Source organism: Bacillus sp. ISL-57, assembly GCF_018613135.1.
Taxonomy (GTDB): domain Bacteria; phylum Bacillota; class Bacilli; order Bacillales; family DSM-1321; genus Peribacillus; species Peribacillus frigoritolerans.
In genome coordinates this window covers 1-19,208 of record NZ_JAGGQV010000026.1, presented here as the reverse complement: position 1 = coordinate 19,208, position 19,208 = coordinate 1, and the positions used below count along the sequence as shown (strand labels likewise).

Genomic DNA, 19,208 nt, shown 5'->3' with positions numbered 1-19,208 from the left:
TTTCTCCATCATGTTACTTAATTATCGAATGAAACCCTCATTTAACTGGATTTCTGAAATCAACCCGAACGTTTTTAAAATAGGCTCTTTTCGTAAAGATTGTTGTTTTTAAAACAAAACGATTTAAGGTTGATTGGAGCGGAAGTGCGAGACTCCTGCGGGAGCAGCGGGACAGGTGAGACCCCACAGGCGTTTACGCCGAGGAGGCTCACCGCCCGCCCCGCGGAAAGCGAGCATCTGGAGGGGAAATCAACCAAACCTCACTATTTGGTAAATAGCAACAAAGTATGTGAAAACAGCCTTAAAATAAAATAACTATAGGCAATAAATTTATCTACAGGCGGAATCCACTTGCGCATGAATCATATCTAAAACGGTAATCCGATATTGATAAAAAATAATCAGTCCATGGGTCGTTATAACCCTTAATTGAATGATTAAGCCATATCATTACACAATGGTGTCACGGCTGCATATTTCGCAGGCAGGGATATCCAATTTCACCGTTTTTGAAACGATCTAAAGTTTCAGTAACTCTGAATGGGGCGATATCCTTTATTGCATTAACAGTTTGAAAATGGTAATATGAGTATGAGTTTAAATGTCTTATCATTGATGATTATTTAAATTAATCAGGTTGAGGCAACAAAATTGTATGTTCTTACATGTTTCATGAGTTCATTCTTGAGATTATTTTAGATTAAATAGGCCGCGCGTCTGGTCATATATAAAAGCTGCATCTCTTGGCGGCTTTAGTAGCTATTAGGGAATCAAGCCGCATTTTAGCGCTTTTCCACTTCTGCAAATCCTCAACGCACCGGGCCTGTTTTGTATAAGAATCTTGGCTCTCGTCAAGTTTTGTTCATACAGCCTTTTTAAGTCTGATGAATAATAGGTGCAGCAGCCCTCACCTGAATAAAACGGCGAAACACCCGTTTATGCTACTTTTAATTTTCCATATTGAATTTAATTTTGGTTACATGTACTTTTAAAAAGATGAGCGTATGTAAATGATAAGTCTACACGTGCGCGAAGTTAAAAATGCCAGTGAATGTCCGTACTGGTATATTTCCTTTTTAAAAAATCATATTGAGTTCATTTGAACTAAAAGGCAGACATACTTTTAGGTGATAATGATAAACTTTTTATAAGAGATAAAGAAGAACATCCGTCATGATGAGGATTTGAACTAAAACATCTGTGCATGATCCATGAATGCACGTGTAAATTTACGATATAAAAAGGAGTACGAAAACATTGACATTGTTTAGCGAATTAGGATTAGATAGAACGTCCATGAAATCAATAGAAAAAATGGGATTTGAGGAAGCGAGCCCGATTCAATCCCAAACGATACCACTAGCACTTGAAGGTAAAGATATCATTGGTCAAGCGCAAACGGGAACAGGTAAAACGGCAGCATTCGGTATTCCATTGATGGAAAACATCGATATTAATAACGAAAACGTGCAAGGGATTGTCATTGCACCCACACGTGAGCTTGCGATTCAAGTTTCCGAGGAGCTTTTCAAGCTTGGTTACGGAAAACGCGCTCGTGTACTTGCAGTTTATGGTGGACAAGACATCGACCGTCAAATCCGTGCTTTAAAGAAAAAACCACATATTATCGTTGGTACGCCTGGTCGTCTCTTAGACCATATCAAACGTAAAAACATTAAATTAGGCGGAGTTCACACTGTAGTTCTTGATGAAGCGGATGAAATGCTTAACATGGGATTCATTGAGGATATCGAATTGATCCTTTCAACGGTTCCTGACGAAAGGCAAACATTGCTTTTCTCAGCTACAATGCCTGATCCAATCCGTAAAATTGCTGAAAGATTCATGCAGGAACCCGTTCTTGTACGTGTAAAAGCAAAAGAAATGACAGTGGATCGTATCGAACAATATTACTTGGAGTTAAAAGAAAGTGAAAAATTCGATACACTTGCACGCCTTTTCGATATTCAAACACCGGATCTTGCCATCGTCTTCGGACGTACGAAACGCCGTGTAGATGAATTGGCATCTGCATTGAATATCCGCGGTTACATGGCTGAAGGCATTCATGGTGACCTTAGCCAGGCTAAACGTCTATCCGTTTTGAAAAAATTCAAAGATGGAAACATCGACGTACTTGTCGCTACTGATGTTGCTGCACGTGGACTGGATATTTCCGGCGTAACCCACGTATATAACTTTGATATCCCTCAAGATCCGGAAAGCTACGTTCACCGTATTGGACGTACAGGACGTGCGGGTAAACATGGTATAGCCATTACGTTTGTAACACCAAGAGAAAGAGGTCAACTGCATGCAGTTGAGCATACAACGAAAAAACGTATGGAGAAGCTTAAGACTCCTACGTTAACTGAAGCGTTGGAAGGTCAACAAAAAGCGGTAACGGAAAAAATCCTTAATACAATCGAGAACGAGGATTTAACTTTATACCTTGGTCAAGCGGAAGAGTTATTGCAAAAACATAGCGCAGCGGATTTAGTTGCAGCCATGCTTAAATCAATGACAAAAGAACCGGATCAAACGCCTATCAAGTTGACGGAAGAATCTCCATCTCCTATGCGTCGCAATCGCGGAGGAAGCGGATCTTCTGGCAACAGACAGCGCAATGGCCGCAGTTCTTCAGGCAGAAAAGATTACGGCAGCGGATCAGGGAAACGCCCAAGCGCGAACCGTAAATCGAATGGTTACGGAAACCGCAGCACGAGCCAAAAAAGAGAAAAAACTAATAAGATATAATTGAATTGGGAATGCCGCTCATTTGAGCGGCATTTTTTTATGTGCATCTCCAACACTTCATGAAGGTATCCGCGGTTTTTGGATGGAATGCTCACAGTCTTTGTTTGAAAAAAGGGGTTAATTTCCAGTATTTAAATATAGTATAATGGATGAAAGCAAGGATGAATGATGATGATTCAATTAGCATTATCTGTCCGGAAGAGGAGAAGCACATGGAACCTGAGAATCGTATATCGAATAAGGCCTTAACCGTATGGAAAATCAGTGGTCTTTTAAGCTGTTCAATAACCTGGATCATTAGCATCGCCGTACTCGTGCTTACAATCATTTTTGAATGGACATATTGGGTGATTGGCGCGTTGGTCCTAATTTCGATAATCCAATCCTATCTGGCCATCTTTATGATTCCATCGGTTAAATGGAAGAGATGGCGTTACGAAGTAAGAAGTACAGAAATTGATATCCAAAGTGGTATTTTCGTCATTAAAAGAACACTCATACCCATGATAAGAGTTCAGCATGTTGAAACGAAGCAAGGGCCATTATTAAGAAAATACGATTTAGCTTCCGTTGAAATTTCCACTGCGGCGACTCTTCATGTTATCCCTGCCTTGGACCTTGCAGAGGCAGATGAATTGCGGCAATATATTTCGAGAATGGCAAGTGTGGAGGAAGAAGATGTTTGATCCTAAAAGGCTTCACCCCATTGCTGTATTGCTTAACATCATTAAATCGATTAAGGAGTTAGTCATCCCTTTTTTATTAGTGGTCGTCATTCCTGGGAAGAATGAAGGAATGCCCGGATGGATCCAACCGCTGGTCATTGCCATTATTATACTTTTGATTATAGGAAATGCATTCTTACAATGGTTACGCTTTACATATCGGATAGAAGCGGGCGAATTCAGAATTGAGTCCGGGGTATTCGTAAGGAAGAAACGGTATATTAAGTTTGATCGGATTCATAGCATAGATATATCAGAGGGCATCATCCAGAGGGTATTCAGCCTGGTGAAGGTGAATATTGAAACGGCAGGCGGGTCTCAGGCGGATGCCGTATTATCGGCCATAAGCAAAAGTGATGCGAATCGAATCAATGCTTTTATAAGTGAGGAAAAAAATGCGTATGAACCATCTGATAGTGATGAAGATGAAGTCGCGGATAAAGAATTTGCGGCAAAATCAACTTCCGTTTTTAAGCAGACGCTGCCGCAACTATTCATTATGGCTGGCACTTCGGGAGCGGTAGGTGTCTTCCTATCCGGGGCAGTCGCTTTTATTTCACAGTTCGATGAAATGATACCTTTTGAAAGGATATTTAAGGATTATGAAGATTTTATTGAAATGGGGACCTTCATTCTGACCTTGTTTGCTCTTGTGGCTTTGTTGGCGGTTTATGTGCTGGCCACATTAAGTATGGTAATAAAATACGCTTCATTTACCGTGATAAAAACGGATGAGGAGATCGTTATTTCCAGGGGGCTTCTCGAGAAAAGACGACTGACAATCCCTATCCATAAAATTCAAGGTATCCGGATCATGGAGAATTTGATTCGAAAGCCATTGGGATTGGCGACGGTTTATATTGAATATGCGGGAGGGAGCATGGAAGATAAAGAAAGTCTTACCATCATGCTGTTCCCTTTAATCAGGAAGAAGCATTTACAGAAAAAAATCCTGGAAATTTTACCGGTTTATGAAACGGATACGGAGATGACACCAATACCCAAGCGTGCACTTTCCCGGTATGTGTTTCGTAAGTTACTATACCTCATCCCGATCATCGGTGCCTTGGTATGGTTTTTCAGACCTTGGGGTTATCTTTCCTTCTTGCTTGTACCGTTGGCGATTTTTTTGGCATACATGCAATACAGAGATGCAGGTTGGAGCATAGAAGGGGATTTATTGCTATTAAGCAGCCGTTTTTTCTCAAAGCAAACATTGATCATGCAGAGAAGCAGAATTCAATCAATCACATATAAAAAGAGCTGGTTTCAGAATCGAAAAGAATTAGCCACCATTTCAGCATCGATTAAATCAGGAGTTACCTCCCGGGTCGGCATGGTCGCTGATGTGGAAGAAAAGGATTGCCTGATAATTAAATCATGGTATTCACCTAAAAAAGCAGTCGACTCCCAATGATTGAAAGGAAGAGTCGGCTGTTTGGCCTACCATTTTTTTCTTAAGAATAATGGGGCTGTTAAAAAGCCGGTTGCCATTCCAGCCAAATGACCGACAACGTTGATCTGAGGTTGAATGAAAGTCATGATAATGGCAATTCCGGTCAATGTATAGACTGTATTTCTTTCATTGTTCGTAAAATTGGTTTTATTGAACAGTACAAGATATAGAAAGAATCCGAGTAAACCAAAAATTGCTCCGCTAGCACCTACGTGGTTATATGTCAGTGGGTTAATCAGGAAGGTTGCGATATTGGCAAGGATCCCTGCCGATAAAAAGAAGATTGAAAACTTGAAGGCTCCAAGTAATTTCTCCAGGAATGGACCAAAGATGGCAAGTGAGAATCCATTAAACAGTAAATGTGTAAACGTGCTATGCAAAAAGATGGGGGTGATCAAACGCCACCACTGTCCATCAGCGATGTATAAATTCACACCTGTGCCATAATAAAAGAGTACATTGCCGGGAAGTACGGGGAAAAGGACGAGAACGAATACAAGCATCATAATGAGTATGAGCACAGTTACAGCTCGATAAGAATTTGCATATTCGCGGAAGCTTTCTGTTCTTGTAAACATAAATTCCTCCTTATATCGTTTTTAATTAGATACAATATTATCATTTTCAGGTAAAAGAGTCCTCCTAATGATATGCAACTTATTAAATTAATAGAAGAGGTGTCAAAGTGATTAAAGGTATAGGCGTGGACATTACTGAGTTGGATAGAATGGAAACATTGATTAATCGGCAACCCCGTTTAAAGGAGCGTATATTGACGGAAAGTGAAATCTTGATTTTCGAAAAGTTAAATGGAAGAAGGAAGGTCGAGTATTTTGCTGGCCGGTTTGCGGCAAAGGAGGCTTTTTCAAAAGCGAACGGTACAGGGATCGGTAAGCACTTATCTTTTTTGGATATTGAAATCACCTCGGATGATAAAGGAAAGCCGGTGATTTCAAAGCCGTTTTCTGAAGGGGTCCATCTTTCGATTAGCCATAGCCGGGATTATGCGGTTGCTCAAGTCGTAATTGAAGGGTGAATGGAGTTTTGTCCAATCGGGTCATAAACCTTAAGGTTGTCTCATATACATTTAGTGCTATAGGGAGACAAGGCCCGGTAAAAGGTACATGGCAGAGTAGGTGCTCTCGAAAAGTTTTTAGCCGGATCGAAATGGTCCGTGTCTAAAATACTGAGGAGTCTAAGACATCAGTCGAGCCAATGTCCGGATCCTGCCTTTTCCTCTCCCTTTTACGTTCAAATGACAAAAAGGGGTTGAAAAGATGAAGAAGATGGTAATGCTTTTTGCAGGGATCATGCTCTTGCTTGCTCTTTCTGCTTGCGGCCAAAAATCGCAGAGTGACGTAGTGAGTGAATTGAATGAGAAGCTTGGTGAAATGAAAGGATATAAAGCTAACGCGAAGATGACATTAAAGATGGGGACGGAACCTCAAGTGTATAATGTGGAGATCTGGCATAAGGACCCTTCTTTTTACCGCGTGAATCTGAAAAATGAAGAGAAGGATCAAAGCCAGATGATTTTAAAAAATGATGATGGTGTATATGTTTTGACGCCTGCTTTGAATAAAAGTTTTAAATTTCAAAGCGAGTGGCCCGAGAACAGCAGCCAGGCCTATTTGTTCGAGTCGTTGGTGAAAGACATTACGGAAGATAAAAGTGCGACATATAAAGAAACGGATAAACATTATGTCTTTGAAACGAAAACGCGCTACCAAAACAATAAAATGTTGCCATATCAAGAGATTACTATAAACAAAAAGGATTTATCCCCAGTCAGTGTAAAAGTCATGGACCCTGATAGGACCGCATTGGTTCTTGTTGAATTCTCAAAAGTGAAATTCGATACGAGTTTTGATAAAGATTCATTTGACATGAAGAAAAACATGACAAGTGCACAACTTGAAGCTCCCGTTATGGCAGAAGTCCAAAATGAGGGGTTTGCAGTGAAATACCCTGAAAATATTGGTGATATGAATCTAACGGAAGAAAAAGAAATTACGACGGAAAAGGGAGAACGTGTCGTTTTGACCTATGAGGGTACAAAAAGTTTTACATTAGTTCAGGAAAAAGCTGAGGTGGTCCAAACTTCCGTTTCGACGAATGTTAATGGAGAACCTGTTGATTTGGGTTATACTGTCGGGGCCATGACGGGAAATACGATTGCATGGACTTTCGAAGGTGTCGATTACATGATAGCATCAAAGGATTTGACACAGGAAGAGATGATAGATGTCGCCCGTTCGGTTGGGGAAGATCCAGTCAAATAGGATTACATAACAAGCTGATGTTTCCCGTCTCCTTACGAAGGTTTCTTCTCGGTAGGATAGGCGGGGAAGCGGCTTGTTGACATTTTTAACCCATTATTTGATTTAGGCTGGCAGCTGGGAAATGAGGCTCAAGGTGAAAAAGCACTTTATCTTTCTAGCGGTTGGTTATAGAATGGTCCTATAAATGAAACGAAAACTTCCTACTGGGAAGAATCTTATGGTGAGTGTAGGAAAGAAGGAAAAGGTCTTGGAAACGAAAATATTTCATCGAGATACGTGGGCAGAAGTAAATTTGGATAATATTTTTGAAAATATCTCTTCAATGAAAAAAAGTCTGAGAAAGGGCGTTAGTCTTTTCGCTGTCGTTAAAGCGAATGCTTATGGCCACGGGGACTATGAAGTGGCTAAAACGGCGCTTGATGCGGGGGCGGATTTTTTAAGTGTAGCTTTTTTGGATGAGGCTCTTGCCTTGCGGAAAAAAGGTATATTGGCTCCGATTCTTGTCCTTGGGGCTTCTAGGCCTGAAAGTGCAGCGCTTGCTGCCGAGCATGGGATTTCCGTGACGGTTTTCGATGTAGCATGGTTGGAGAAGGCAAAGGATTTGTTGAAACCGGGACAAGTTTTGCAAATCCATGTAAAAGTGGATAGCGGCATGGGAAGAATCGGCATTCGAGATGAAGGTCAACTCAAGAAAGTGGAAAGTTTGCTTAAGAGGGAAGCTTGTTTCAATTTCCAAGGGATATTCACTCATTTCGCGACTGCGGATGAAATGAAAACGGACTTATATGAAAAGCAGCTTGCTTTCTTTAAAGGGATGCTTTCCGAATTGACGGGAAAGCCGGAATATGTTCATGCAGCCAATAGTGCAGCTTCTTTAAGGTTCACCGATTCAGAATGGAATGCAATAAGAATGGGGATTTCCATGTATGGTTTGAGTCCTTCCATGGAGATGAAGCCGATATTGCCATTTCCATTAAAACAGGCTATATCATTGAGAACGGAGATGGTCGCGGTTAAGCAGCTTGCTAAGGGTGAAAGCGTTAGCTATGGAGCGACTTATACGGCTGAAGGTGATGAATGGATTGGAACTTTGCCAATCGGGTATGCTGACGGCTGGATCCGTAAGCTGCAAGGTCAGGAAGTTCTTGTGAATGGAAAAAGAATGCCCATAGTCGGAAGGATTTGCATGGATCAATGCATGATCAAGCTGCCTGGACCATACCCTGTAGGAACAGTGGTCACACTAATCGGGAATGATGGGGATGAATCGATTACTGTCGATGAGATAGCGGCAAAACTGGAAACGATCAACTATGAGGTGACATGCATGATAGGAGCAAGAGTGCCCCGCATATACATGAAAGATAATCAGATGAATCATGTACGCAACTTCATTTTGGAATGAGCGGATTGTAAAAAAATCCTAAGATTGTGAATAAGATTTCCTTTATTATGCTGATAATAGGATTGAGAATAGAATATACTCTTTGCAGATAGGCATTTTAATGGTAATATTAAAAAGGATATATAATAAAGGTGTGTAGTGATGGTGGAGGTGTATGTTTGTGTCTGAATCCAGCGCAACAAGAGAGATATTAATTCGATTACCTCAAAATTTTTTAACAGAGTTAGATGGGTATGCGAGTGAGGAAAATGTGAATCGCAGTGAATTTATTTATCGTGCCACAAAAATGTATCTTCGCGAACGTAAAAAGAAAGAGTTTCGTGAATCGATGAAACGCGGTTATATTGAAATGGCGGCCATTAATTTAACGATTGCTTCTGAAGCCTTCCAGGCTGAATTCGAGGCTGGTCATTGCGTTGAACGATTAGTTAGCGGAGGCTGAGCCATTGATTGTTGTTAAGCGTGGTGACGTATACTTCGCAGACCTTTCCCCGGTAGTCGGTTCAGAGCAGGGTGGGACCCGTCCGGTACTAATTTTACAAAACGATATTGGCAATCGCTTTAGTCCGACTGTGATCGTGGCAGCCATTACAGCTCAAATTCAAAAAGCGAAATTGCCTACACATGTTGAGATTAATGCAAAAAAGTACGGATTCGAACGGGATTCCGTCATTTTATTAGAACAGATCCGGACTATCGATAAGCAGCGTTTAACTGATAAAATTACGCATCTTGACGAACCGATGATGCAAAAAGTCAATGAAGCTTTGCAAATTAGTTTAGGCCTCATTGAGTTTTAAAGAAAATTTTTCCCGTTAAACCGGGCGTTATTATAATACAAATCATTCTTGATATTAATTAGATGGCACGATTCCTGCTACTGTGGGAATCGTGTTTTTTTTATGAAATAACATAAACATGTGTCCAAAAAGTAAACAGGGAGGAAATATGAAAAATTTGACGAATAAAAACATTATACAGTTAGATATTGGATGGAATGTCATTGTTTTTTTATGGTTTCTCCCTAACTTTTCATTAATTTATGTTTTTCTTACCTGAATTTCGGGTATGTAGTTATGTTGTAAATACCTAAAAAAAGCAATAGTGCAGTGGGGAAACTCGAAGGAAATCCAAATGGAAATAACATTACATTTAGTTAACATCCTTGTGACGTGGACAGGGAAACATAGCAATTGTGTTAGAATGGGAGGATATTATGAATCAATTGGTTTACGATTTTATTAAGCAAAATCAAGATTACATCCTTACTGAGTGGATGGGCATCATGAAGGAAAGTACGGACGAAAGATTAATTAAAATTGTCTCAGATCGAATGTTCACGCAAACGAGCAGTGAATTTATAGATATGATCATCACGAACGTTGATAGTAAAAACAAGGAATTCACATTGAAGCTTTCAGATTTTGCCGAGAAAGTCGTCCAATTGGGATGGCCTCTTACTTTCGTCAATGAAGGACTTCATAAGTTCACGTTAATTGTCATTAATGGAATGGTTGAAAAGGGTCTCGTTACTCCTGATAATCAAGTCAATCTCGTTAACCATTTGGATAAATGGGCGACACCGATAAATAATGAAATAGTCAATATATATACTCAAACTTGGGAAAGAACCGTTTCCATGCAGAAAATAGCGTTGCAAGAACTTTCGGCACCGCTCATTCCTGTATTGGAAGGAATTACGGTAATGCCGCTAATTGGTACGATTGATACGGAACGTGCCAAACAGATAATGGAAAACCTGCTGACTGGCGTGGTTAAGCATAGATCTGAAGTCGTTCTTATTGATATTACGGGTGTGCCGGTCGTGGATACCATGGTTGCCCACCATATCATTCAAGCTGCGGAAGCAGTCCGATTAGTGGGCGCCAAATGTATACTATGCGGCATCCGCCCTGAAATAGCTCAAACCATCGTTAATCTTGGCATTAATTTAAATGAAGTGATTACAAAAAATACGTTGAAAAAAGGGATAGAAGTTGCGTTGGAATTAACGAGCCGTAAGATCGTAAAGGTGGAGGGATAAGAATGAGAATTCCGATATTAAAGCTTTATGACTGCTTGTTAGTCTCTATACAGTGGGAATTGGATGATGTGACAGCCCTTCAATTTCAAGAGGATTTACTGCATAAGATTCATGAAACAAGCGCGAATGGCGTGGTTATAGATATTACCTCAATAGATTTTATTGATTCTTTTATCGCAAAGGTATTAGGCGATGTCTTTAGCATGTCTAAGCTTATGGGGGCCAAAGTTGTAATTACGGGAATCCAGCCTGCTGTTGCAATAACTTTGATTGAACTAGGAATTAGTCTCGATGATGTTCTGACAGCATTAGACTTAGAGAAAGGCCTGGAGAAATTACAACAGGAATTGGGGGATTAAAGAATGGAGTTCCAATCCTGCGTAAAAATCATAAATGAATGGGACATCGTAGCTGCAAGGCAGCTCGGAAGAAATGTCGCTAAAGAGTTGGGGTTCGGTATTGTAGACCAGGCCAGAATCACAACGGCCATTAGCGAATTGGCCCGAAACATATACCTATATGCTGGACAAGGCAGTGTTAGCATAGAAAAGCTAAATATAAATGGGAAGTCAGGATTGAAAATCATTGCAGAAGACCAAGGGCCGGGAATTGAGGATATCCGCAGAGTCATGGAAGATGGATATACCACCTCAGGGGGGCTGGGGGCAGGCCTTCCTGGAGCCAAACGTTTAATGGATGACTTTGATATTGAATCGATACCAGGTGAAGGGACCAAGATTATCGCGACGAAATGGCTCCGTTAGGGGGGGACTATGGATATTAGGGAGAACATGGAGAAAAAGTATCATGAGGCGCTTTCTACTTATCTTAAAGACCAAAATGAGCAGGCACTCTATCAAGGGCAGAAGATTAGCCGCCTACATATCAAATACAATATATCTCCAGAAGAAATCATAAGTATGCATAAAAATAACTTAATGGAACTTTACCCGGATTTACCGGGAAAAGTATTGGATTCTTTCGATTTTCTGCTAGAAGTCATGATGGGCTACGGCATTGCATACCGTGAACATCAAAGCCTCAGACATCAACAGCAGGAACTGAAAACGGAAATCGAGATAGCGGCAAACGTTCAACATACTCTTTTGGAAACGGAAATTCCTGATATCAAAGCTCTTGAAATTGGGGCAATCAGTGTTCCTGCGAGGCAGATGAACGGGGATTACTATCACTTCGTCCAGGATGAAAATGAGCGTATAGGTGTTGGGATAGCCGATGTCATAGGAAAAGGGATCCCTGCTGCGCTGTGCATGTCGATGATCAAATATGCGATGGACAGTCTTCCGGAGCATCGTCATGAACCGAAAAGTGTACTTGAGAGTTTGAACCGGGTTGTGGAGCATAATGTTGATCCAAGCATGTTCATAACCATGTTCTATGGTTTATATGATCCGCATGACAGGCAATTTTCCTATGCTTCAGCCGGACATGAACCTGGATTTTACTATGACGCAGCTACAGGTACTTTTAGCGATTTGGATGCAAAGGGCTTGTTGCTTGGCGTTGATAAAAAAACAAGGTATCGCCAATATGAAAAAACGGTGAATCGTGGCGACATGATCATTTTATTATCTGACGGAGTAACGGAGTGCCGCACGAATGATGGGTTCATAGAAAGGGAAACGCTTATTGGTTTGATTAAAAAGAATATGCATTTGCAAGCCCAGGAAATGGTGAATAATATATATAAACAATTGGAGAAAATGCAGAACTTTCAACTTAGGGATGATTTTACATTAATAATTTTAAAATCAAATGTTTAGTATTGTTTCTGCTGGGTATAGATATAGGAATGAAGAGGATTTGAAGAGGTGGGTCAAGGATGAATATAACAGTGGATGTTAATGAATTGAATACTGAATTTAATGTAAAACTAAAAGGTGAAATCGATGCTTATACTGCACCGAAACTAAGAGAATCACTATTTCCAATTTCAGAGCAGGAAAATGTTTCGATCACTATTGATCTAACTGAAGTTTCGTATATGGATAGTACGGGACTTGGGGTATTTGTCGGTGCTTTTAAAAGTGTTAGGGCAAATAATGGCGAGTTCACGTTAGTTGGATTATCGGAACGGTTACGACGTTTATTTGATATAACAGGTCTTGCAGATATCATTGATATAAAAAGTGGTACAGAGGGTGGGTTAGAATGAGTCAAGTATATGATTACATCGAAATGAAAATACCTGCAAAACCAGAATTCATCGGTGTCATTCGTTTAACGCTTTCTGGAATTGGAAGCCGGATGGGATTTGCGTATGATGAAATAGAGGATTTGAAAATCGCTACCAGTGAGGCTTGTACAAATGCGGTACAGCATGCATACAAGGACTCTGAAAAAGGTGAAGTGAAAGTGAGTTTCGGCCTTTATCCTGACCGTTTGGAGGTCATGGTTTCCGATAGTGGCAAGAGCTGTAATTTCGAGGAGGTTCGTCAAGGGCTAGGTCCATACGAAAATGGTCAAAAAGTCGAACTTTTGAGAGAAGGAGGCTTGGGTCTTTACCTTATTGAAACTCTGATGGATGATGTAAAAATTCATCAGCATGATGGGGTTACAGTATTTATGACTAAGTTTTTAGAAGGAGAGCAGGTGGAGATGGATGCAAAAACAGTCTCAACCTAATCAGGCACAAAGAGAACAGGTAAATGAATGGATCAGAGCTTACCAGCAGAATCAAGATGAAGAAGCGCAGAGTAACCTCGTCATCCATTATAAAAGTTTGGTTGAAACAATCTCCCGCAAGTACGCGAAAGGGAAATCATTTCAGGAGGATATCTCCCAAGTCGGCATGATTGGTCTATTAGGTGCCATTCGACGATATGATGAATCTTTCGGTAAGAGCTTTGAGGCATTTGCCGTCCCCACTATTATCGGGGAAATCAAAAGGTTCCTTCGTGACAAAACATGGAGTGTCCATGTGCCAAGGCGAATTAAGGAACTAGGTCCGAAAATCAGGGTGACTGTCGAGGAGTTAACGACAACTCTGCACCGTTCACCAAGAATAGATGAAATAGCCGATAGTATAGGCGTGACCGAGGAAGAAGTTTTAGAGGCGATGGAAATGGGAAAAAGCTATCAAGCTTTATCCGTGGATCATTCTATTGAGGCGGATTCTGATGGCGGCACTGTCACATTGCTTGATATATTCGGGAATGTCGATGAAGGTTTTGAAAAGGTCAATCAGCGTCTTGTGCTTGAAAAGGTGCTTCATGTGCTGAGCGACCGTGAAAAGATGATTATTCAACATACTTATTTAGAGAATTTAAGCCAGAAAGAAGCTGGCGATAAATTGGGGATTTCCCAAATGCATGTGTCAAGGCTCCAACGCCGCGCGATCAAGAAACTTCAAGAAGCCATTAATGCTGAAAACTCGGAGTTAATTCAGTGATAAAAGATATTCTGAGGGGAGAAAAAATAGAAGTCCTTGTCTCTCAATCGTCTAAAAATGGGATGGTTTACTGTGGTGATGATTACTTTTTTCTTCATACGGAAGAATACTTTGTATGTGTCCTGGCAGATGGGCTAGGCAGCGGGAAAAATGCATACGATTCCTCCCATGCCGTCATCGAGGAAGTTAAACGTAATCATGAGTTGGATGTAGAATCATTAATGGCAGTATGTAACCAGGTTTTAGTCGATAAGCGGGGGGCAGCCGTTTCGATTTTGAAGATATTTTATGACAGGAATGAATTTGTATACAGTTCAGTGGGTAACATCCGCTTTTTCCTGTATAATCCAAGCGATGATAAACTCGTTTACCCTTTACCTGTTACAGGGTATTTATCCGGAAGGAAACAAACATACAGGACGCAGAGATACAAATATGAACCAAATGCAAAATTCATTCTTCATTCCGATGGTTTGGAACTTAAGGGAGCAAAGTCTTTTTTAAAAAGGCTGATCCCTATCGATAAGAACGCCCAATGCATATTAAAAAGCAGTCCATTAACTGCAGATGATACAACTTTCATTTTAGGAAGCTTACTTTCGCCATGATTCGGAAGTGAGCTTTTTTGTATGGAATTCGCAACTTCATCGCTCATTTGCTAGACTATATATATTAGATCAAAAGGTTGGGGGTATACAAAATGACCGTTGTGGAAGATAAATTAAAAGAATTGATAAAACAAATATCCAATGAGCTGACTTTGAAAAATCATCAGGTCCAAAACGTCATACAGATGCTGCAAGAGGGGAATACTGTACCTTTTATCGCACGTTATAGAAAAGAAATGACGGGTTCACTTGATGAAGTGCAGATACGTTCCATTATGGAAAGATGGAACTATCTAGAAAACCTTGGCCAGAGGAAAGCGGAAGTTACGCGTTCGATTGGTGAACAGGGGAAATTGACGGAAGAATTAACAAAACAAATCGAGAAGGCAACAAAACTGCAGGAAGTCGAGGATTTATACAGGCCATTCAAACAAAAAAGGAGAACGAAAGCGACAGTTGCTAAAGAAAAGGGTCTTGAACCACTGGCCAATTGGCTTTTGGAATGTCAAATGCATCCTCGAGTCAGTGAAAAAGCAGCTGAATTCATATCGGCAGAAAAAGAAGTTCCTTCTATTGAAGAGGCTATTGCAGGTGCGCAGGATATCATAGCTGAATATATTTCCGATGATGCGGAATTAAGGAAGTGGATAAGGGCTGAAATTTTCAAAGCTGGAAAAGTGGTTTCAACTGTGAAAAATGAAGAGAAGGACGAGAAAAAAATCTTCGAAATGTACTATGAATATGAGGAACCGGTTCAAAGAATCGTACCACATCGGGTATTGGCGCTGAATAGAGGTGAAAAGGAAGAGGTTTTGCGAATCTCCATCCAGCCTCGGACTGAAGTCATCATTGGTCATCTGGAACGTAAAACCATTAAAAATAACAAATCTGAAGCCCAAGTTGTTCTTAAACCTGCGATTGAGGATGGACTTAAGCGTTTGATCATGCCTTCTGTAGAGCGGGAGATCAGAAAAGAGCTGACGGAAAAAGCTGAGGATCAAGCTATCCACATTTTCTCTGAAAACCTCCGGAACCTGCTCTTGCAGCCTCCGCTTAAAGGAAAAGTGGTCCTCGCCTTAGATCCGGCATATCGGACTGGCTGTAAGTTGGCTGTCATTGATGAAACCGGAAAGGTACTCGATATCAGTGTAATCTATCCGCATCCTCCTGCTGCGAAACTTCATGCTGCCCGTGAAAAAACGATCGATATACTCCAGCGGTTCTCGGTTGAGATCGTGGCAATCGGCAATGGAACGGCATCACGTGAATCAGAGCAATTCATTGCAGATATTCTAAAAGAAGTGAAAGGGAACATTTCATATATCATTGTTAATGAAGCGGGAGCCAGTGTGTATTCAGCTTCGGATATTGCCCGTGAAGAGTTTCCGGATCTTCAAGTTGAACAGAGAAGCGCAGTTTCGATAGGCAGAAGGCTTCAAGATCCTCTTGCTGAACTTGTTAAAATTGATCCGCAATCTGTGGGGGTAGGCCAGTATCAACATGATGTGTCTCAGAAAAAGTTAACGGAATCCCTCACCTTTGTAGTGGAAACAGCTGTTAACCAGGTGGGTGTTAATGTCAATACCGCTTCATCGTCTCTCTTACAATATGTAGCTGGTTTATCAAAGTCTGTTGCCCAAAATATCGTGAAGAAAAGGGAAGTGGAAGGGAAATTTCAAAGCAGGAAGGAATTAAAGAAGATTCCCCGGCTTGGTGCCAAAACATATGAACAATGTATAGGATTCTTACGTATCATTAATGGAGATGAACCTTTAGATCAAACCGCGATACATCCTGAGAACTACAGTGCCGTGAATAAATTATTGAAGAAAATGGGATTCACATCTGAGGATTTAGGCAGTGATGCACTGAATGAAGAGTTAGGTAAGTTAAATCCTGCTGATTTGGTCAATGAATTGGAAATTGGGGAAATTACGATCAAAGATATCATCGATGATTTAATGAAACCGGGAAGAGATCCTCGGGATGAGTTATCAAAACCGCTGCTTAAGCAGGATGTACTAAAAATGGAGGATCTGCAAACTGGGATGGAGTTACAAGGTACAGTGAGGAATGTTGTGGATTTTGGTGCATTTGTGGACATCGGTGTTAAACAGGATGGACTGGTGCATATTTCTAAACTGAGCAACCGGTTTGTAAAGCACCCATTGGATGTAGTTGCCGTTGGGGATGTTGTCACAGTTTGGGTCGAACTTGTTGACTCCCAAAAGCAAAGGGTATCTTTAACGATGCTCGAGCCGAAGGATCAAAACTAGCCTATGTTAAGCTCCTTCTATATTAGAAGGGGTTTTTTTTATTTGGAACAGCGTCGAATCTATAACCTGAGACTTTCTTTCTTTTGATAAAAAAACCAACATTGATTCAACATCTTCACTTGATAATAATCCTTTTCATAAAAGGCTTTGCGGATTTGATTCTGGAACCAATTAGGCATAGCTTTTCCTCCCTTAGTTTCCTATTGTATTATTAGTCTATGTTATAATGGGTTGTCATGTTACCAAGGAAAGGGAGGGGGAAATGGATAATCGTCAATTGCAAAAACTAGTAGAAGAAATTTCGTTGAAAGACTTTAAAAGAGCCTTTAGACACCAAGCGAGTTTTAATCCGCGTCTCCGGACAACAGGAGGACGATACTTGCTCCGTTCACACAATATAGAAATCAATAAGAAGTATCTTGATGAACGCGGTGTGGAAGAAATGATTGGAATCATTAAGCATGAATTGTGCCATTACCATCTGCACATCGAGAAGAAGGGGTACCAGCATCGTGATGCGGACTTTAAGCATTTACTCAAAAAAGTGGGGGCACCGAGATTTTGCGAGCCACTGCCATCCAACCAATTAAAGAAAAAGATGAATACAATTCAATATAAATGTGAAGACTGTCAGCAGGTATATATAAGAAAAAAACGAATCGACACTACCCGTTTCGTTTGTGGTAAATGTCGTGGAACATTGATTTACCAAGGGTTCAAGGAGCAAAAAACAAAAAAATAAAAAAACACAAAAGAACTCTTGACTTTAGGTTGCAACCTCTTTATAATCATAAGAGTCGACAAGATAACAACTTGTCCTTAACGACAAACACTAAGGTCCTTGAGCGTGAAAAAGGAACCCAATTTTCATTATTCCGCAGTAGCTCAGTGGTAGAGCATTCGGCTGTTAACCGAACGGTCGTAGGTTCGAGTCCTACCTGCGGAGCCATTTTTTTTGGGGAAGTACTCAAGAGGCTGAAGAGGCGCCCCTGCTAAGGGTGTAGGTCGCGTAAGCGGCGCGAGGGTTCAAATCCCTCCTTCTCCGCCAGTCACATATTTAATATCAAGGCCCATTGGTCAAGCGGTTAAGACACCGCCCTTTCACGGCGGTAACACGGGTTCGAATCCCGTATGGGTCACTTTCTTATGCATAATCAAAATACTGGTCCCGTGGTGTAGCGGTTAACATGCCTGCCTGTCACGCAGGAGATCGCGGGTTCGATTCCCGTCGGGACCGCCATTTTTTAAAAAAACACTTGCCAAACTGATATTATCTTGATATAATATTATCCTGGCCGTTAATTAGTATTTGATTATTGGGCTATAGCCAAGCGGTAAGGCAACGGATTTTGATTCCGTCATGCGAAGGTTCGATCCCTTCTAGCCCAGCCATTTTTATTTAGAGCCATTAGCTCAGTTGGTAGAGCATCTGACTTTTAATCAGAGGGTCGAAGGTTCGAATCCTTCATGGCTCACCATTTATTTTCGCGGGTGTGGCGGAATTGGCAGACGCACCAGACTTAGGATCTGGCGCCGCAAGGCGTGGGGGTTCAAGTCCCTTCACCCGCACTGATATTTTTCTTCTTGACATCAAGTTGAAAAGGTGTTAAACTTACAAAGTCGCTTTCGCGGTCGTGGCGGAATGGCAGACGCGCTAGGTTGAGGGCCTAGTGGGGGAAACCCCGTGGAGGTTCGACTCCTCTCGGCCGCACCAATAACATCATAGAAATTAGCGCCCGTAGCTCAATTGGATAGAGCATCTGACTACGAATCAGAAGGTTGTAGGTTCGACTCCCGCCGGGCGCACCATATTTTACGGGAAGTAGCTCAGCTTGGTAGAGCACTTGGTTTGGGACCAAGGGGTCGCAGGTTCGAATCCTGTCTTCCCGACCATTCTTTCCATTAAAAATACTTTAAAATCAAATGCGGGTGTAGTTTAGTGGTAAAACCTCAGCCTTCCAAGCTGATGATGAGAGTTCGATTCTCTTCACCCGCTCCATTATTGCTCTTTGAAAACTGAACAAAACAAAGCGCCAACGTTAAATTTTAAGTGAGCACACACTATCAAAAAAGCAAATGAGCAAGTCAAACATTTCTTCGGAGAGTTTGATCCTGGCTCAGGACGAACGCTGGCGGCGTGCCTAATACATGCAAGTCGAGCGAATCGATGGGAGCTTGCTCCCTGAGATTAGCGGCGGACGGGTGAGTAACACGTGGGCAACCTGCCTATAAGACTGGGATAA

At 41.2% G+C, this 19,208-nt stretch carries 20 protein-coding genes, 11 tRNA genes and 1 rRNA gene; 30 read left to right on the top strand and 2 right to left on the bottom strand.

Annotated elements, in window-relative coordinates; all coding sequences use genetic code 11:
• Positions 1–1,257: 1,257 nt before the first annotated feature.
• The 3 genes from cshA (at position 1,258) to J7I90_RS24430 (ending at position 4,899) form a co-directional block, all read left to right on the top strand.
• Entirely contained in the window at positions 1,258–2,757 is a 1,500-nt protein-coding gene (gene cshA, locus J7I90_RS24440; protein WP_214774191.1) for a degradosome RNA helicase CshA, read from the top strand.
• Between the two features lie 161 nt (positions 2,758–2,918).
• Positions 2,919–3,443, top strand: a complete 525-nt coding sequence (locus J7I90_RS24435) for a PH domain-containing protein (protein ID WP_214774189.1) — start codon at positions 2,919–2,921, stop codon at positions 3,441–3,443.
• Positions 3,436–4,899, top strand: a complete 1,464-nt coding sequence (locus J7I90_RS24430) for a PH domain-containing protein (protein ID WP_214774187.1) — start codon at positions 3,436–3,438, stop codon at positions 4,897–4,899. Before J7I90_RS24435 ends, J7I90_RS24430 begins: the two co-directional genes overlap by 8 nt.
• 26 nt (positions 4,900–4,925) lie before the next feature.
• On the opposite strand, the gene J7I90_RS24425 is transcribed toward J7I90_RS24430, so the two are convergent.
• On the bottom strand, positions 4,926–5,516 hold the full coding sequence (locus tag J7I90_RS24425; protein ID WP_214774185.1) for a rhomboid family intramembrane serine protease: 591 nt from the start codon (positions 5,514–5,516) through the stop codon (positions 4,926–4,928).
• Between the two features lie 107 nt (positions 5,517–5,623).
• Between J7I90_RS24425 and acpS the strand changes: the two genes are divergently transcribed.
• The 14 genes from acpS to J7I90_RS24355 all read left to right on the top strand — a co-directional run bounded on the left by acpS (position 5,624) and on the right by J7I90_RS24355 (position 16,965).
• A complete protein-coding gene (gene acpS, locus J7I90_RS24420) occupies positions 5,624–5,974 on the top strand; it encodes a holo-ACP synthase (protein ID WP_214774183.1) in 351 nt (116 codons plus the stop codon).
• A gap of 241 nt (positions 5,975–6,215) precedes the next feature.
• A complete protein-coding gene (locus J7I90_RS24415; protein WP_214774181.1) occupies positions 6,216–7,220 on the top strand; it encodes a LolA family protein in 1,005 nt (334 codons plus the stop codon).
• A gap of 217 nt (positions 7,221–7,437) precedes the next feature.
• The gene (gene alr, locus J7I90_RS24410) at positions 7,438–8,625 is read left to right on the top strand and encodes an alanine racemase (RefSeq protein ID WP_214774217.1); all 1,188 of its coding nucleotides are present in this window, start codon (positions 7,438–7,440) and stop codon (positions 8,623–8,625) included.
• Between the two features lie 160 nt (positions 8,626–8,785).
• A complete protein-coding gene (locus J7I90_RS24405) occupies positions 8,786–9,067 on the top strand; it encodes a CopG family ribbon-helix-helix protein (protein ID WP_034306380.1) in 282 nt (93 codons plus the stop codon).
• A 7-nt stretch (positions 9,068–9,074) separates the two neighbouring features.
• A complete protein-coding gene (locus tag J7I90_RS24400) occupies positions 9,075–9,425 on the top strand; it encodes a type II toxin-antitoxin system PemK/MazF family toxin (protein ID WP_034306610.1) in 351 nt (116 codons plus the stop codon).
• A 416-nt stretch (positions 9,426–9,841) separates the two neighbouring features.
• Positions 9,842–10,669, top strand: coding sequence for an RsbT co-antagonist protein RsbRA (locus J7I90_RS24395; RefSeq protein WP_214774179.1), 828 nt, complete (start codon positions 9,842–9,844; stop codon positions 10,667–10,669).
• A gap of 2 nt (positions 10,670–10,671) precedes the next feature.
• Complete coding sequence (locus J7I90_RS24390) at positions 10,672–11,028, top strand: STAS domain-containing protein (RefSeq protein ID WP_048682053.1); 357 nt, start codon at positions 10,672–10,674, stop codon at positions 11,026–11,028.
• 3 nt (positions 11,029–11,031) lie between these two features.
• Entirely contained in the window at positions 11,032–11,433 is a 402-nt protein-coding gene (locus tag J7I90_RS24385; RefSeq protein WP_214774177.1) for an anti-sigma regulatory factor, read from the top strand.
• Positions 11,434–11,442: 9 nt separating this feature from the next.
• Positions 11,443–12,453, top strand: a complete 1,011-nt coding sequence (locus J7I90_RS24380) for a PP2C family protein-serine/threonine phosphatase (protein ID WP_214774175.1) — start codon at positions 11,443–11,445, stop codon at positions 12,451–12,453.
• Positions 12,454–12,512: 59 nt separating this feature from the next.
• The gene (locus J7I90_RS24375) at positions 12,513–12,845 is read left to right on the top strand and encodes an anti-sigma factor antagonist (protein WP_214774173.1); all 333 of its coding nucleotides are present in this window, start codon (positions 12,513–12,515) and stop codon (positions 12,843–12,845) included.
• Positions 12,842–13,315, top strand: coding sequence for an anti-sigma B factor RsbW (rsbW, locus tag J7I90_RS24370; RefSeq protein WP_034306366.1), 474 nt, complete (start codon positions 12,842–12,844; stop codon positions 13,313–13,315). The genes J7I90_RS24375 and rsbW overlap by 4 nt, the downstream gene beginning before the upstream one ends.
• Positions 13,293–14,081: an RNA polymerase sigma factor SigB gene (gene sigB / locus J7I90_RS24365; RefSeq protein WP_034306363.1), complete on the top strand. Its 789-nt coding sequence runs from the start codon at positions 13,293–13,295 to the stop codon at positions 14,079–14,081. Before rsbW ends, sigB begins: the two co-directional genes overlap by 23 nt.
• Entirely contained in the window at positions 14,078–14,689 is a 612-nt protein-coding gene (locus J7I90_RS24360; RefSeq protein ID WP_311315265.1) for a PP2C family serine/threonine-protein phosphatase, read from the top strand. The genes sigB and J7I90_RS24360 overlap by 4 nt, the downstream gene beginning before the upstream one ends.
• A 92-nt stretch (positions 14,690–14,781) precedes the next feature.
• The gene (locus J7I90_RS24355; RefSeq protein WP_214774171.1) at positions 14,782–16,965 is read left to right on the top strand and encodes a Tex family protein; all 2,184 of its coding nucleotides are present in this window, start codon (positions 14,782–14,784) and stop codon (positions 16,963–16,965) included.
• Positions 16,966–17,024: 59 nt separating this feature from the next.
• Here the strand turns inward: J7I90_RS24355 and cmpA are convergent, their stop codons facing one another.
• On the bottom strand, positions 17,025–17,144 hold the full coding sequence (gene cmpA / locus J7I90_RS24350) for a cortex morphogenetic protein CmpA (protein WP_089364909.1): 120 nt from the start codon (positions 17,142–17,144) through the stop codon (positions 17,025–17,027).
• 83 nt (positions 17,145–17,227) lie between these two features.
• On the opposite strand from cmpA, the gene J7I90_RS24345 reads away from it, so the two are divergent.
• From J7I90_RS24345 to J7I90_RS24285, 13 genes are all read left to right on the top strand, one after another.
• Complete coding sequence (locus J7I90_RS24345) at positions 17,228–17,707, top strand: SprT family protein (protein WP_214774169.1); 480 nt, start codon at positions 17,228–17,230, stop codon at positions 17,705–17,707.
• A gap of 132 nt (positions 17,708–17,839) precedes the next feature.
• Positions 17,840–17,914: transfer RNA gene (locus J7I90_RS24340), tRNA-Asn, on the top strand.
• Positions 17,915–17,922: 8 nt separating this feature from the next.
• Positions 17,923–18,013 (top strand) — tRNA-Ser (locus J7I90_RS24335).
• A 19-nt stretch (positions 18,014–18,032) separates the two neighbouring features.
• A tRNA-Glu gene (locus tag J7I90_RS24330) sits at positions 18,033–18,104 on the top strand.
• 25 nt (positions 18,105–18,129) lie between these two features.
• A tRNA-Asp gene (locus J7I90_RS24325) sits at positions 18,130–18,205 on the top strand.
• Between the two features lie 77 nt (positions 18,206–18,282).
• A tRNA-Gln gene (locus J7I90_RS24320) sits at positions 18,283–18,357 on the top strand.
• A gap of 10 nt (positions 18,358–18,367) precedes the next feature.
• Positions 18,368–18,443, top strand: a tRNA-Lys gene (locus J7I90_RS24315).
• A gap of 9 nt (positions 18,444–18,452) precedes the next feature.
• Positions 18,453–18,534 (top strand) — tRNA-Leu (locus J7I90_RS24310).
• 59 nt (positions 18,535–18,593) lie between these two features.
• Positions 18,594–18,679, top strand: a tRNA-Leu gene (locus J7I90_RS24305).
• An 18-nt stretch (positions 18,680–18,697) separates the two neighbouring features.
• A tRNA-Arg gene (locus tag J7I90_RS24300) sits at positions 18,698–18,774 on the top strand.
• 7 nt (positions 18,775–18,781) lie between these two features.
• Positions 18,782–18,858, top strand: a tRNA-Pro gene (locus J7I90_RS24295).
• Between the two features lie 32 nt (positions 18,859–18,890).
• Positions 18,891–18,964 (top strand) — tRNA-Gly (locus J7I90_RS24290).
• 95 nt (positions 18,965–19,059) lie between these two features.
• Positions 19,060–19,208, top strand: a 16S ribosomal RNA gene (locus J7I90_RS24285); the annotation flags it as partial.